Below are 15573 nucleotides of genomic sequence, written 5' to 3'. Positions count from 1 at the left end.
GAGATGGTTCCGGATTCCTTGTCCCTGGCCGCTCCGGAGATCCTTTCGCCGGAGCCGGCTGTCCGGGAGGAGAATGCCGGGGAGGAGGCGCATGAACGACCCGATCCCGTGACCGACTGGATCGATGCCTGGCAGCAGGTGTCATCCGGATTGAGCCGCTGGCGCGAGGGATTGGCGCAACAGCCCCCTTTGGATGCGGAAGAGGCTCTGCGGGATCTGCTGGCGCAACGGGATGACCTGCTGGAAACCCGGCGGGAAATCCGTCGTCTGGCCCGATCCGAGGGACGGGAGCTGCCTTTTTCGGAGACCACCCGCTGGCGGGAGGCCCTCGACGCCTATCGGGAGCACCGTTTCCAGGCGGTGGTGGCCGAGGGGGGGGAGGAGGTCAACGAAGAGACCCGGGCTGCGGACCGGCCCATCATCCGGGAGGAGACCCAGAACCCGGAAGCGTTGTTCCTGTTTCCCTATTGGCACTATTTTGGCCGGTTGCACAAGGCGTTGGATCAAATCCGCCTGCAACGGGAAACCACGGCCATCACCCGGATTCATGAATTCCACGCCCTTTTTCCGGCACGGGAGCAGTCGCGTCAGGTGACCCTGTTTCTGGGGCCGACCAATTCGGGCAAGACCTATCAGGCGTTGCAACGCCTGATCGAAGCCGACAACGGCATCTATTTGGCGCCGTTGCGTTTGTTGGCGTTGGAGGTGGCCGAGACCCTCAACGAATGGGGGGTGCCTTGCAACATGGTCACCGGGGAGGAGCGGGTGATGGTCCCGGGTGCCCGTCATACCGCCTGCACCATCGAAATGTTGCCCCTGGGCAACCATTATGAGGTGTGCGTCATCGACGAGGCCCAGATGCTGGGGGATCCGGACCGGGGTTGGGCCTGGACCCAGGCGATTTTAGGGGCGCGGGCCGAGGCGTTGCAGATCATCGGCGCCCCCGAGGCCCGACCGGCGGTGGAAAAACTTTTGGCTTTGACCGGCGATCCGTATCAGGTCCACCATCTGGAGCGTCTCGCCCCGTTGCAACTGCTGCAAAAGCCGGTCAAAAACGTGCGGGAACTGGAGCCGGGCACGGCGATCGTGGTGTTTTCCCGTTCGGCGGTGCTGGGATTGAAGGCCGAAATCGAACAGCGTACCGGCATGGCCACGGCGGTGCTGTATGGCGCCTTGCCCCCGGAGGTGCGTCGGTTGCAGGCCCATCGTTTCGCCAGCGGCGAGGCGGGACTGCTGGTGGCCACCGACGCCATCGGCATGGGGTTGAATCTGCCGATCCGCACCATTCTGTTTGCCCAGGACAGCAAGTTCATCAACCGGGTGGAACATCCCCTCACCCCCATGGAGGTGCGGCAGATCGCCGGACGGGCCGGACGGTTCGGCAAGAACGAGGTGGGGTTCATCGGCACCTACCAGATTCCCATGCACCGCATTACCGCCGCCTTTCGCGCCGATCCCCGCTCCATCCGTCGGGCCCATCTGGCCCCCAATCTCGATCATCTGCTGGCCATCGCCTCCCTGCGGGGAGAGCGCAATCCCGCTTTGGCCCGACTGTTCTCCATTTTCATCCAGATGGTCAAACCCGATCCGACGGTCTACGAGTTGTCGGATCTGGAGGATCAGATCGTGCTGGCCCGCATCGCCGATCGTCACAAGGGATTGGATCTGTCCACCCGGTTCGCCTTGTCCGCGGCCCCGGTGCCTTTGCGGGAAAGCTTGGCGGTGTCGGCTTTCGAGAGCATGACCGCCACCGTGGCCCGGGATCGGGTGCTGCCGTTGTCCAAGGTGCTGCCGGACGACCGGGAGGGCGGCGGGGGACGGCTGGGATTGCTGGAAACCTCCATGCGCATCGTCAGTCTGTACTGCTGGTTGCATTTCCGGTTTCCGCGGCATTTTCCCGATCTGGAACTGGCGGAAAACCGCCGTCGGGAGATCAACCGGGAGATCGGCGTCTTGTTGAAACGGGAAAAGAAACTGGAACGTCACTGTTCCGTGTGCGGCACGGCTCTGGTTCCGCGTCATGTGCATCCGGTGTGTGACCCTTGCTGGCAGGCCCGTCAGCAGACCCCACGGGTGCAGCGGTTCGTGCCCCGGCGTCACGTGGGAGCCAGTCGGCCCAGACCCAAAGGATAAGGAACCGCCATGTGCCCCGAGGACAGACGCATGCTGTATCGTCGGCCCCATGGGGGTCGGGTGGTGGAGGTGGTGGAGGATCGTCATTTCCGCACCCTGGCTTTCGACAGCCATCTGACCCAAAGCCGCATGTCCCTGGAAGATCCCAACCTGCTGGTACTGCGTTACACCCGTCGCATGATGGCCGGATTGCTCTTTCTGGAGGTTCTGGCCGAGAATCGCCCGTTCCGGGTGTTGATGATCGGTCTGGGCGGGGGGTCGATGGTCAAATTTTTGCTGCACCATTTTCCCGGTTGTCATATGGATGTGGTGGAAAACGATCCGTTGTTGCCCCCGTTGGCCAGACAGTTCTTCCATGTGCCCACGGATCCCCGCTTGACCTTGTTTGTGGAAGATGGCGCCCTTTTCGTGGAACGGATGAGCCGCACGCGTCCCGAGCGGCGTTATGACCTGATTTTGTTGGATGCCTTCGATCAGGTGGGCATGGCCCGGGGGGTGTACGCGGATCCGGTATTCGCCCAGGCCCATGAGCGGTTGACGGCTCACGGGGTGTTGGTGATCAACCTGATCCGTTCGGATGGGGCCTTGTTTCATCAGGGCACCGAGGCGATCCGGCGACGTTTTCCCCAGGCGGCCTGGAGTCTGACCGTGCCCGGTTTCAACAATGAAATTCTGTTCGCCGGTCCCGGCGTCATCCCCTGGGAACAACGCCGGGAACTGGAATCCCGGGCGTTGGAGTTGGAAGCGCGCCTGGGGATCAACCATCCGGGCTATTTGCAAGAGATGGCGCGTATCAGCGAACCGAAGAGCTGGAAACGTTGGCTGGGGTTTGGTTCATCGAGGCGGTAGTGGAAAAAAGGAGTGGGCATGGCACGCTGGTTCTGGATGTCGTTGACCCTGGTAGTGATTCTGGTCGGGGTGCTGGTTTTCAGGGGCGGGTTGCCTGTGGGCGGCGCCGGGAGTGGTGCCGGGGAGCGTGATGGGCAGTCCATCCGCAACAACTGGCAAGACTGGCTGCTGGGCGGGGAGTGGAACCGGTTGCGGAGCGCCGTGGCCACCCTGGAGGCCGAACGGTCCCAGGTGACGAGGATGGCTGAGCGGGTCGTGGCTTTGGAAACCGGCTTGCGGGAACAACAGAGCCGTTTGACCGCGTTGCAAGCCCTGATGCCGACTCCCGGTGAGCGGTTGGAGAGCGGGAGTGTCTTGGCCCGTCAGGAGGACAAGGAGTGGCGTCTGGCCAGTCTGTTCACCCGCGCCCGGGAGTTTCGGCAGCGGGTGGCGTTTTCCAAACCCTTTGCTCAGCCTCCCCGGGTGATGATGGGTCTGGTGGGCATTGATTTCAATCAGGAGAAGATCCAGTTTCTGGTGAGCGCCGAAGAGGTGGATGCCGGTGGGTTCACCGTGTTGCTGGTCACCCGCGTCGAGGATCGACCCCGAGAGGTCCGGGTGAGCTGGCTGGCCTTCGGTCCACCCGTGAACCTCTCTGGAGCGGATGGCGGTCAGGCGGAGGAAAAGGAACGATAATCGTGATTCGCCGGATGGGTCGTGCAATATATGTAAAGCAATGGAGCTCTTATGTTGACAATCTGTGGTCGTAAGGTAAAAGTTGCCACCGGAGCCAAATCACAAACGGTCAATGTCTGTACTGAGAAGAATCAATTGGGCCAATACAGTTACACTATCCGAATGAAGCCACCCTGTGAAAATTTGGAAAGAGAGTTGACAGCAAGAGCAATAAACTTTCATTCTCTTGACGAATTTGTCCATCATGTCGCCGAGACCTATCAAGGAATAATCGAACCTGTGAAACGCTCCATGGCTGCGGATAGTCCTTCGCATAGTGTCCAGGCAACAGATTCTTTTCAGGCGTGGCGCCAACGTTGGGACGATCTGATGAGTTATACTGGATCGGATCTGCCTGAACCTCAACAACGTATCGAAAGTTTGCGACAACTTTGGAATCAACCTGTCCCGGGGGGGTGGAAGCGGGGCGTCGATCCGCAACTGCGGGACGATGATCGATATCGCCGGGGGGATCGCGGCAGACCGAATCCCGGTGAACATCAAATGGAACATGAAATCCTGATCGATCAGTTCCATAGACTGAATTTTCTGGGATATCAGGTGATTGATGGCATCAACGCCATGCCTTTAACCACGGATCCTGGCGGAGGACGACGCGGGAATGTGGAAGCCGATCTTTTTTTGCTTCTGCGCAAGGATGCGGAGTATCTATTGGCAATCTGTGAAGTCAAGTCCGAGGCGAATCATGTATGGTATGCCGTTGTAGAGAACATGCGGCAACTTAAATTGCTGCAACTCAGCGATGCGGCAAAGATTTTGTTTCATCTCCGCAATCCTGATCTTCACTTGCCGTCAGAACTGCCTGTCATGGGGTGTATCATCGCTCCTGACGATTTTTATCACCATGCCGGTCGCAAAAGAAAAGCCAAACCCTTTGCGGAACATCTGATTCGTCAGTTCCATGACTGGACGGGAGGAGTAGCCATGCGTCTTGCGACCTGGGATCCGTCCACAGGTCGGATCAAATCGGTGTAGCCATGCAAACGCAGCCAGAAGGATTAAAACCCAGCATCATTGTGTTGCCCGGAGTGTCCGAAGAGAAGATTCGCGCCTGTTACGATGCGGCACCAGGCAGCGAAATCCAAAGTGGAAAATTCGCGAATCCAGAATCTTCGGCGGCATTGGTGGCGAATGCATTCGGTTATTTTCTCCAACAGCCTGACCTTCTTCCTGTCTTGCCGGGTTGCCAGGAGTGCGGATGGCCCGTACAGACCCTGGCGCTCGAACAGATCGTGAAGTTTCCTTGGAGTGGTGGACGTCATCCCTGCCTGGATGTGTTGATCACCACCCATTCGGCATTGATCGGCGTAGAATCGAAGCGCTACGAACCTTTTCGCGCACATCCTGCCGTCCACTTCGCCGAAGCCTACTGGCGTTTGGTTTGGGGGGATCGGATGACCGGTTACGAAAACATGCGCGACTCTTTAAACAACCAGTCAATGACCTTCCAACATTTGGATGCGGCCCAACTCATCAAACATGCTTTCGCTCTTCGCACCGAGGTCCAACCTGGCAGACGCAATCATGGGAAATGTCCAGTTCTTTATTATCTGTACGCCGAACCAATGATGTGGCCAGATCAACGACCGATAGATGTCAGAATGGTGGAGGAACATCGCCAGGAAGTGGCCTTGTTCTCGCAGGCGGTACGCAATGACGAAGTGGTCTTTGTGGCATGCAGCTATCGGGAAGTGCTGGAAGGTTGGAAACAATCTCAAACAGAGCCTTTGCAACAACATGCCAAAGCTGTTGCAGATACGTTTTCCATCAAACGTCTTGAATTGTAACGATACGGTGTATCGAGGAGCGACCCCGAGAGGTCCGGGTGAGCTGGTTGGCCTTCGGCCCACCCGTGAACCTCTCTGGAGCGGATGGCGGTCAGGCGGCGGCGAAAGAGCGATAATAGTGATCCGCCGGGTTGGCCGCGATGGAGTAGAACAGAATATTGCGAATCCCGGCCACCGGGGTTTGGCCTTGTCGATACAGTCGGGTGATGTCTGAGGCCACTTCTGGCTCATGCCAGAAGGAGTAACGGCGCTCCTGGGGACGTTGGGAGGCCAGGGGGTCGCCGTGGAATCCGTTCTTGGCCAATGCCTGGAAATCGAACGCGAAGGCGTCTTGATAGACATGATGCGGCTCCAGCAGGCCCCGTTTGCGTTGCCAACTGAAGCGGATCATCTCTTCCACATAGCGGGTCATGGACTCGTCCAGCCGTCCGGCCCGTTCCAACAGGGCCAACAGACCCCGCCGGGCGATGTCGTGCAACTGATCCCCGCAGGTGAATACCGCCAGGGCACGGTTGGTGGCCAGACTGTTTTCGTGCTCCACCTCGGCATACTGTTCCAGATTGCCGGGGATCTGGATGAAGGCTTCCAGCTTCTCCTGGGACTCCCACAACTCTTTTTCGATCGACGCCTGCAATCCCTGGTAGATGGCCCGCAACTCCCGGGGATACGCCTCCAGCAGATCGTGACAGGCCAGGACGAAATCGAACATCGACAGACCCAGATGCTCCAGCAGTCCTTCCACTTCCAGGAAATAGTGATCGTTGTAAAAGACCTCCACCGATAGATCGAACAGACGGCAATACAGATAAGCCTCGTAATCCATGCTGTCGCTTTCCACGATGATTTCGCCGATTTCGGCAATCGGCACCCGCTCGCCGTCCAGTTGGTAATGACCGAAGTTGCGGGGCAGCACCCGGAAGCGGGTCTTCAAGCCGAACTGCTGCCGATGGGCTGCGGTTTCGATCTCGGTGCCGGTGAGCAACAGCAGGGTGTACATCCGAATCCGGGAGATGCCCCCTTCGATGATTTCGCGCACGGTATGCAGGTGATCGGCGCGACTGTCTCCCGGCAGATTGAGAATGATTTCGGAGTTGGTGCCTTTGTTGTACGCGCTGGTGGCCCGGGCGGTGGCGAACAGTTGTCCGGTGGAGATGTTGCGCCGTTTGATGTTGCGCAACACGTTCTCGGAGGTGCTTTGCAACGCGGCGCTGTACCAGACCGTGCCGTATTTGAGTTGCTTGACCGCGTTCAAGATGGTTTCCACCCGGTTTTTGCCCAGGGAGGTGTCGATGCGGATCGGCCAGCCGAACTCGTCTTGCACCCGACGAATCGCCGCGCAGGCTTCCACGTCCTGGGAAAACATGCCGAAATTGGAATCCGCCAGATGCAGCGTGATCTCCTTGTCGGGAATCCGTGCCGCGATGTAGCGCAATTCGGCTTCAAAGCGGGCGGTGTCGTAGTGGCGGATCTTGTTGTAATAGTCATCCCCTTCGCTGCAATAGGTGCAGGCGAAGGGACATCCCCGGGCCAGTTGCAGCAACGGACTCAAGTGTTGCGGAAAGAAGTGGTCCAGCAAGCCGTCCAGGTAGGGGGAGGGAATCTGGTTCAGATCCGTCAGCCGTTTGGGGGTGGGATGGGTGACCAGTTGGCCTTGATACAGATAATGGCATCCCGGCAACGTCTGACCGGAGGCCTTCAGCCGCTCCGGGTCGTTGTCTGCCGCCATCAACTGTCCCAGCAACGCGGCGAAGGGGACTTCTCCTTCTCCCACCACAAAAAAATCCAGCCAGGGCCGGGTCTGGAAGAATTCCCGTTGTTTGTTCGGTTCCAGAGGATAGTTGGGTCCACCCAGAATGACGACAGTTCGGGGATGGCGTTGTTTCAGACGCACCAGCAGGGCTTCGGTCAGTTTGGCGTTCCAGACATAACTGGAGATGGCGACGATGGTCGGGGCCGCCTCCAGACTGGTTTGGAAAAAAGTCTCGGCGGACTTGAAAATGTGAAACGTGTGACTCGTCTTGAACGCCCGGTGGGCATAGGCCGCCACCGTGCCCACACCCAGGGGAAAGGTGCGGAAGGTGTTGCTGTGATGGCTGAAATCTCCCATCCAGACCGGGATCAACGGGGATGTCGTATCGTTCATGACCAGGGCACCACTCCATAAAGTTCAAAGAATTCCTGCCAGAACCGGGAATCGGCCAAAGCCTGACGGTGTCTGCCCATGGCCCACTCATGCCGGGGCCAGTCGTGGGACCGTTTGGCGCATTCGGCGTGAATCATCCAGGAGACCGGATCCATGGGATAGGCCCGCAGGGTGTCTTCGGTCATGCGCAACATCCGTTCCGGCTGCCCGGTCGGTCCCAGATTGACATTGTTCAGCAGGTTGACGAACACGGTGAAAAAGACGTGAAACTGCTGGATCTCCTCCCGCGTGGCCGGTCTGGTTGGATCCAGGGCGCGAAAATCGATCACCTTGGCGAACTTGTCGTCATAGCTTTTTTTCTGATAGGCCAGATCCCGTCCCGGACTGGCCAAGGTGGCGTTGCGCTGTCCCAGGCGTCGGGTGGCGTGATCATCCTGCCGTTCGGACAGCTCCTTGTGAATCGGGGTGTTTTGCAGCGGAATCAACACCGTGCAGGCGCACCAGTCGATTTGCAACCCACGGGCGTACTCGAAGGTGTTCAGCAGTTCGCCGATGGTCTCGTCCGGGTAGCCCAGCATGAAATTGGCATGGATCCAGATGCGGGGATGTCGGGTTTTCAGCAGTTCGCACACCTGTTTGACCTTGCTCAACGAGACCGGCTTGCGCAACTGCTTGAGCCGGGCCACGCTGCCGGACTCCACCCCGAAGCCCACATGCCGGAATCCGGCGTCGTCCAGGGCCTGGGCGATGGTGGCGTCGATGGAGCTGGCCATCAAAGCGTTGATGCACGAAAAGGTCAGATCCGGCAGGCCCATGGCGGCGATGGCCTGGAGCAGGGCCAGCGCCTGATCGGGATGGGCGAGAAAGTCGTCATCCACCCATTCGATGTGCCGCACCTGCTTCTCGTGGTACAAAAAGGCGATTTCCGCCGCCACATCCTCGAAGCCTCTGGGACGCACCCCGCGACCATTGTATTCCGCCACCTGACAAAAGGTGCAACGCGCCCGACATCCCCGCACATTCAAGACATTGGCAAAGAGTTTCTCTTCTCCCGCCAGCAGCCGCACCCAGACACTCGGCGCTCCGGCCCGGGAATAGTCGGGCAGGTTCACCTTGCGATACTCTTCCCGGATGTCCAATGTGGGGGGTTGCTGAAACCGTTCCGGCAGCCGATGGGTGATCCCCTCGTGGCGAAACACCAGATTGACCCACTCGTCCGGGCCTGTGGGGGGAACCCAGGGTTGTCCGGTCTGCACCGACTCCCACAACGCCAGCAGCCGCACCAGGGTGAATTCCGCCTCCCGTTTGACCACCAGATCCACCCATCCCTCCACCAGCGACTCGGCGTCGAAGGAGGCCTGCACCCCGCCGGCCACCAGAAACACCCCTCGGGCCTTGAGCCGTTTCATGATTTCCAGGGCCGGTTGTTCGGCGGAGACGAACATCCACGAGACCCCGTACAGGGCGCAACCGGTGGGAATGGTCTCCATCAGGTGGTCATAACCGTGGGGTTGTTCCAACACCGCCTGCAAGAGGTTTTCGGTGTTCAAATCCACGATGCGCACCCGCCAGCCGCTGAGATGCTGGTGGACCGCCGCCGCCAGACAGAGCAGACCATAGGGAATGTGGGTCATGTACCGGCGCGCCTTGGCAATGGCGGGTTGGATCGTCTCCGCGTCGTGAAACGGCGGCACGATCAGACAAATTTCCCGGTTGCCCAAAGGCTTTTGCCCCAGCAGGGCGGTCAGGGGGGTGAGAAAGTCGGTCGGATCGGGAGGCATGGGGGTTACAACGCTCCGGAAAGTTGCGCCAGCAGCCGCGTGGCCGCCTGGTTGGCGTGGAGATCGTGACGGGCATCGTACTGGGGTGGCAGGGTGAGCCACTCCCGGAAATACATCATCCGGAAGAACTCCTGAATCAGCCGGAATCCTTGACCGAGTTCCTGCCGGGCCGGGCCGCTGATGGTCGGATCCTCCGAAAAATAAAGCGGATGTTTGGCGTTCAGAGTTTCCGCGGCCACGGTCAACGCGCTGAAATCGAAGCGGGTTTCGTTTCGTGCCCGCTCCAGTCCCAACTGTCTGGCCAAGGTCGCGTCGTGGGGGTAAAGATTGGCGAAGTGGAGCGCGGACCAGACGAAGGTCTTGAAACCCGTCAGCCAATTGGCAAACCGCAGGGGATGGCGATGGGTACTCAGGGCGTTTTTTTCATAGTGGATCACATGCCCGATGGCCCGACGCAACCGGTAGCCCAGTTCTCGGTCTTCGTAACGGGGATAAGGAAAACTTTCGTCGAAGGGGTATTCCAGGAGCAGGGTCCGGGGGGTGAGAATGTTGCTGGTGTAGAAATAGGCCTCGCCGCAATCCAGGCGTTCGGACTCCTGGATCCGGTAGTGGGTGAACTGGGAACCCCCGTGGCTGCACCAGTGCTCGAAGGGGGTGATTCCTTCCGGACAGGGGCCGATGTTGCCGATCACCGAGGCGCGGCTCATGTCATGGGTGAGGGCGTGGTGGTATAAAAGCCCGATGGCCCCGGCCTGAAAGATCACGTCATCCCCGGCGATCAGCACAAAATCCCCGCTGGCCTGTCGGATGCCCCGGTTGCGGGCGGCGGCGGGTCCGCGGGCGGTGGGATTGCGCAGCGTCGAGACGGAGGGGTTCGACCCGGCCAGGGCGTTCAGAAAGGCCGGGGTGTCGTCCGTGGAACCATCGTCCGCCACCAGCACCTCGAAGGGGATGGCCGGATCCACGGTGGCGAAAATCGCCTCCAGGGCGCGTTGCAGCGTGGCCCGCCGGTTTTGGGTGGTGAGGAGGATGGTGAGTTTATTCATGCGGCTGCTCTTTCAGGAGAAACACACCCGGATAATCGTGGCGGAAATGGACATAATCGTGGATGACCGGTGGCGCGTAGGGGACGAACTCCTCCCAGCCGAACTCTTCGATGTAGAAGGCGTCTGCGCCGTCGCAGATCGGACGCAGGCCGCACCCGGCGCATTGGGGACCGAACACCAGTTTGTAGACCGGATCGTTTTCAAACCGGGGAACCACCTCATGACGGTGTTCATTGAGGGTGTGGCATTTCAGATAGGGAACCCCCTCGCTGGCGGCCAGGGTGCCGTTGCGCCACTCGTAGGGGTCGAGTTGCAATCCCTTGTAGCCGACGATGTGGCGTTCGTAACCCTTGAGCAGACAATAGGGGGCGTAGCGAATGTTGACCGCGATTCCGGCCTGGTTCAACAGGTCCACGGCGGCGGTCAGATGGCGGATGGTGTGGGTCAGACGTCCCTTTTTGGCGATGGCGATGTTGGGGCGGTTGCGCAAGCCCCAGTCCATGCGCATCATGATGAAATTGACCATTCGCACCCGCCGTCCCCCCAGGGCCGCGACGGTCTCGGCCAGGGTCTGCTCGTTGAGCGACGACACCACGATGTTGATGCAATAAGAAAAGCCCCGATCGTCCAGGTTATCCATCACCCGGTGCAGCTTGTCCAGTTCCGCCCCGGTCAGCTGCTTGAAAAGAGCAGGATCCGCAGTGTGGAACGAGAAAAGAAAATCATCCAGTCCCGCATCCAGCAGGTCATCCAGCAGCACGCCACCCCGCGGGCGGGGTGCCAGCAGAAACATGCCCAAAGAGATCATCCGGCCTTTCAGCCCCAGTTCCCGATGGGCGTAGCGGGTGATTTCGACGCACTCCGGGTGGAGGGAGGGTTCCCCGCCGGTATAGTCGAAATGGGTCAGCCCCCAGGAGACGAAACTGTCCAGCACCCGGCGCAACGCCTCCCCGGAAACCCAGGGGGCGCGACGCAGATAATGAAACTGGTCGTCGGAGTTGTCGTAGAAACTGTAGAAACAGAAGGTGCAGGAGTGAGGGCAGCGTCTGCCCATATCCAGAACCCCTCTGGGACTCAATTGGCCACAGGGATGTGTCATCATTGCAGGGTTTCAACTCCGGTCAGCCGTTCCACCTCCCGCAGGAAGGTGCGGGCCAACGTGGTATAGTGAAAAGGGAGGGCAATGCGTTCCGGATTGCCCATGGGTCGTTGTTGTCGCAGGCAGGCGTTCAACTGCTCCTGGGTGCGGAAAAACAGGGCGTCCTCATCCCAGTGGGGAGGTTCCGCCAGATCCCGGGTGTCATAGATCAGCGGTACCGCGCCGCAGGCGGCGATTTCCGCCAGTCGCTGGGAGTTGAGCTCCTTGACGATGACGCACAAGGCCATGGAGGCCGAGTTGTACACTTCGGCCAGGGCCGGGCCATGGGGGAGTTCCCCTTTGTAATGGGGGGCCACCAGCGGATCCTGATCCCAGTATCGACCATAAATCTCCACTTTGGTGGTGGGGTTGGCGCACAACCAACGCACCGTGGTATCCCGCACGATGTAATTGGCCACATAGGACCAGTAGCTGTCGTTCAGGAGTATGCCATGGCGTCGTCCGGTCTCCAGCACAAAACCTTGATGAAACGGGTGGCCCTGCGCGAAGGCCTCTTGCAACGCGCCGATGAAGGCCTCAAAACCGGGCTGGTTTTGCAGGCTCGACAGGTGGGGCCGGTAGGAACTGCCCACAAACACCACTTTGGGTTCCCGACGCACCTCGGGCATGACGCGGAACAGGGTATGATCCACGCACATGAATTGGCGTTGGATGTGTTCGACGCCGCAGCCGCGCAGATAATGGTCGATTTCCGGGCTTAAGGAGAAGATCACGTCCCGGCTGCGCAACGGCAGGGGTTGACCGGAGACGATCTGGGACATGGGATCCTGGAACCAGGCGCAATTGACCACTTCCGGACTGAGCATGTAGTTGTTGAGGTGGTTCACCCAAATGGTCAAATGGGGATTGATGGTGGCGATCTTGTCGATATGATGAAAGAAATGCAACTGTTCCAGGCCGTTTTGTTCCAGATCCAGCGTCACTTCATGACCCAGCTCCTCCAGGGCCTTGGCAATGCCTTTGGAGGTGTATTGCATCACCGTCGTCAAGCGGCTGCTGCCCAGATAGATCCGCAGGGGTTGTCTGGCTGAAAACGTCACGGTGGAGCGTCGAATGGTCTGGGTCAACCGCTCTTGCACGGTGTTGCGGAGCGACAGGGCGGCTGAAAGGGTCTTGCTCAACCATGCCAGGGCGACGGGTTGTTTTTCTTCGGGCCATTCGACGGGCAGTACCAGTTTGGAGGGCCGGCGGTAGCGGGTGAAGGCGAAAAAGTCGACCGCGTCCTCCATGGGGACCGCCACCATGTTGGGGGTGGCATAGGGCACCGGGGGACCGGGATAATAACAGACTTGTTGTCCGATGATGGTGGGATGGGCCAATTTGACCGGACGATTTTGCCGGGCGGCAGCATGGGCCAGTTCGGGCAGGAAATAAAAGCTGTCGACGGCCCAGTTCTCAGGCGGGGGAGATGGCGGGGCCAATGGGGTTGGAACAGGCGTCATGGCGGGTTTTTCCGGTACTGGCGTTTGATGGCTGGGGTGATGGTTACCGGGTTATTGCAAGCAATATATAAGCCAAATGGTGATATTGGGTAGGAAGACGGCCATTCCGGATATTTCTCTTCGGGGGATGTCGCGTCGCGTGTTGCGGGGGGAAGTACCATCGCCCCCAGGGCCGGGGGAGAGTCCGGTCACTGGAGGCGGAAGTGTCGAAATCGGGGGCGGGTGGGGGTCAGAAGGTCTGAACGAGCAGCCCGTCCCGCAGTTTGGGTTCAAACCAGGTGGATTTGGGCGGCATGACTTCGCCGGCATCGGCCACGGCCATCAGTTCGTCCAACGCCGTGGGATACAGGGAAAAGGCCACCGCCATTTCGCCGGAGTCCACCCGTTGCGTCAAGGCTTCCAGACCCCGAATGCCGCCGACGAAATCGATGCGGTGATCCTGACGGGGATCGGCGATTCCTAAAATCGGATGGAGCAGACGATCTTGCAGGATGGTCACATCCAGCCGTTGCACCGGATCGTGTTCCCGGTCTGGCTCCAGGGCGATCTTGAGGCGGAACCATTGATTCTTCAGGTACATGCCGAATTCGTGACGGCTGGAGGGGCGTACCGGTTGAGCCGAAGGCAGCAAGGTCAGCCGGGGGATCGTGGCGATGCGGGCGAGCAGTTGGGTTTCGTCCAGCCCATTGAGATCCCGGACCACCCGGTTGTAGTCGAGGATGCGCACCTGGGTATCCGGAAAGGTCACCGCCAGAAAATAGCCATGCAGCGCCTCGGGATTCGGATCGCTCTTGCGGCGCGCCAGATGGACCCGGGAAGCCGCCGCCGCCCGATGATGACCATCGGCGATGTACAAGGCGGGCAACCGGTCGAAGGCGGTACGCAAGCCATCGATCACCACCGGATCATCCACGGTCCACACCGAGTGCCGCACCTGATCGTTGGCCACGAAGTCGTATACGGGCCGATGGTCGGCCATCCAGGATTCGGTGAGCCGTTTGATGGTCGGATCGTGGCGGTGGGTCAGAAAGACTGGTCCAGAGTGGGCGTCCAGGGTGTCGGAGAGACGGGTGCGATCGTTTTCCTTGTCCGGTCGGGTGAATTCGTGTTTTTTGATGCGCTCGTCCAGGTAGGCGGCCACGGAGGCGACTCCGGCCACGCCGGTCTGTTCCCGACCATTCATCACCAGACGGTAGATGTAATACCAGGGCGCCGGATCCTGCACCAGAATACCTTCGGCGCGCAACGCCTGAAAGCGTTCCCTGGCCATGGCGTAGACCCGTGGATCGTGGGTGGGAATGGCGGGATCCAGATCGATCTCCGCCTTGGAGACCCGCAGAAAGGATTCGGGTACGCCGTCGGCCATCCGTCGGGCCTCGGCGCTGTTGAGGACATCGTAGGGGGGAGCGGCCACCCGTTGTTCCAGACCACAACGGGGACGCCACGCGCAAAAAGGGTGCAACAGAGTCACGATGATTCTCCGGACAAATAAACGATCTCTTTTTGGATGGTCTCTTCCATGGTACGCAAGGCGATGATCAACTGGTGCCACAGTTCCGCGGCGTGTCGCAGTTCGCCTTTTTTTCCGGCCTGTTCCAGGGCCAGGGCCAGATCGTAAACCCGAACCCGACCAAAAGCCCCCGTGGCCCCTTTCAAGCTGTGGGCAGCCTCCCGCACTTCGTTGGCATTGCCGATGGTCAGGGCGCTTTCGATGCGGGCCATCTGGCGGGGAGCGTCGGTGAAATACAGATCCGTGATCTCCTTGAGCAACTCCATGTCCCCGTCCACGGTTTTGAGCAACCGGTCCATGTCCACGATCATCTCCACATCCTCGTCATCCTCCGTTGCGGCGGCTGAATGCGAGGTGGCGGATTGGATGTTCAACAGTCGTTCCATTTCGGCGAACAGGATCGCCGCCCGGACCGGTTTGGGATGGTATCCGTCCACTCCCACGTCGATGGCGCGTTGCTGTTCCTCCTCGGCCACCAGGGCGGTCACCGCGATGATGGGAACACGACGACCGGTGCCACGGTTTTCCCGTTGGCGAATTTCCGCGGTGGCCTGGAATCCGTCCATCACCGGCATGCGCAAATCCATGAGCACCAGATCCATGGGGGTACGGCTTATTTCTTCCAGGGCTTCGTGACCGTTCTGGGCCAGGGTAACCCGGTATCCCTGCTGGGTCAGCAGACGGGTCATGAGTTTCTGGGTGAAGGGATTGTCCTCGACCAGCAGAATGTGAGGATTGCCCTGAATGATCGCGGGTGGAATGCATGGGGTTTCGGGCAGTCCCGTCGGGGCCGTTGCGCTCGACTCGGTGGTGTCCAACTGGGACAACAGGCTGTCGGTGGCCTGACGGATGGTTTGCAGGCGCAGGCGCAGCGTGCTGTTCGAGGAGGCATCGAGAAGGCGCTCGGCATGACGCAGAATCTCTTCGATCTGGCGTCGCGCATCATCGGTCAATTCCATGGCTCCCAAAATCGTTCATCCTTGTGGTG

The 15573-nt window shown here is 59.8% G+C and carries 12 protein-coding genes; 5 read left to right on the top strand and 7 right to left on the bottom strand.

Annotation, left to right across the window (positions count from 1 at the left end; all coding sequences use genetic code 11):
- Positions 1–3: 3 nt before the first annotated feature.
- Genes HQL98_13490 through HQL98_13470 form a run of 5 tightly spaced genes read left to right on the top strand, consistent with a single transcriptional unit; the run spans position 4 to position 5504 of the window.
- The gene (locus tag HQL98_13490) at positions 4–2133 is read left to right on the top strand and encodes a hypothetical protein (protein ID MBF0273057.1); all 2130 of its coding nucleotides are present in this window, start codon (positions 4–6) and stop codon (positions 2131–2133) included.
- Positions 2134–2142: 9 nt separating this feature from the next.
- Positions 2143–2982, top strand: a complete 840-nt coding sequence (locus tag HQL98_13485; protein MBF0273056.1) for a fused MFS/spermidine synthase — start codon at positions 2143–2145, stop codon at positions 2980–2982.
- 18 nt (positions 2983–3000) lie between these two features.
- A complete protein-coding gene (locus tag HQL98_13480; protein MBF0273055.1) occupies positions 3001–3657 on the top strand; it encodes an H-type lectin domain-containing protein in 657 nt (218 codons plus the stop codon).
- Between the two features lie 51 nt (positions 3658–3708).
- Positions 3709–4692 carry a hypothetical protein gene (locus HQL98_13475; protein MBF0273054.1) on the top strand — a complete coding sequence of 328 codons (984 nt, stop codon included), beginning with the start codon at positions 3709–3711 and terminating at the stop codon, positions 4690–4692.
- Between the two features lie 2 nt (positions 4693–4694).
- Entirely contained in the window at positions 4695–5504 is an 810-nt protein-coding gene (locus HQL98_13470) for a hypothetical protein (GenBank protein ID MBF0273053.1), read from the top strand.
- 91 nt (positions 5505–5595) lie between these two features.
- On the opposite strand, the gene HQL98_13465 is transcribed toward HQL98_13470, so the two are convergent.
- From HQL98_13465 to HQL98_13435, 7 genes are all read right to left on the bottom strand, one after another.
- Entirely contained in the window at positions 5596–7647 is a 2052-nt protein-coding gene (locus tag HQL98_13465) for a cobalamin-dependent protein (GenBank protein ID MBF0273052.1), read from the bottom strand.
- The gene (locus HQL98_13460) at positions 7644–9428 is read right to left on the bottom strand and encodes a radical SAM protein (GenBank protein ID MBF0273051.1); all 1785 of its coding nucleotides are present in this window, start codon (positions 9426–9428) and stop codon (positions 7644–7646) included. Before HQL98_13460 ends, HQL98_13465 begins: the two co-directional genes overlap by 4 nt.
- 5 nt (positions 9429–9433) lie before the next feature.
- Positions 9434–10474 (bottom strand): glycosyltransferase family 2 protein, encoded by a 1041-nt coding sequence (locus HQL98_13455; GenBank protein MBF0273050.1) that lies wholly within the window; start codon positions 10472–10474, stop codon positions 9434–9436.
- Complete coding sequence (locus HQL98_13450; GenBank protein ID MBF0273049.1) at positions 10467–11528, bottom strand: radical SAM protein; 1062 nt, start codon at positions 11526–11528, stop codon at positions 10467–10469. The genes HQL98_13455 and HQL98_13450 overlap by 8 nt, the downstream gene beginning before the upstream one ends.
- A gap of 44 nt (positions 11529–11572) precedes the next feature.
- Positions 11573–13075, bottom strand: a complete 1503-nt coding sequence (locus HQL98_13445) for a glycosyltransferase family 1 protein (protein MBF0273048.1) — start codon at positions 13073–13075, stop codon at positions 11573–11575.
- A gap of 229 nt (positions 13076–13304) precedes the next feature.
- Complete coding sequence (locus HQL98_13440) at positions 13305–14546, bottom strand: DUF1015 domain-containing protein (protein MBF0273047.1); 1242 nt, start codon at positions 14544–14546, stop codon at positions 13305–13307.
- Positions 14543–15544, bottom strand: a complete 1002-nt coding sequence (locus tag HQL98_13435; protein MBF0273046.1) for a response regulator — start codon at positions 15542–15544, stop codon at positions 14543–14545. The genes HQL98_13440 and HQL98_13435 overlap by 4 nt, the downstream gene beginning before the upstream one ends.
- Positions 15545–15573 lie beyond the last annotated feature (29 nt).

The organism is Magnetococcales bacterium, from assembly GCA_015231755.1.
GTDB lineage: Bacteria > Pseudomonadota > Magnetococcia > Magnetococcales > Magnetaquicoccaceae > Magnetaquiglobus.
This window is presented reverse-complemented; position numbering and strand designations above follow the sequence as displayed.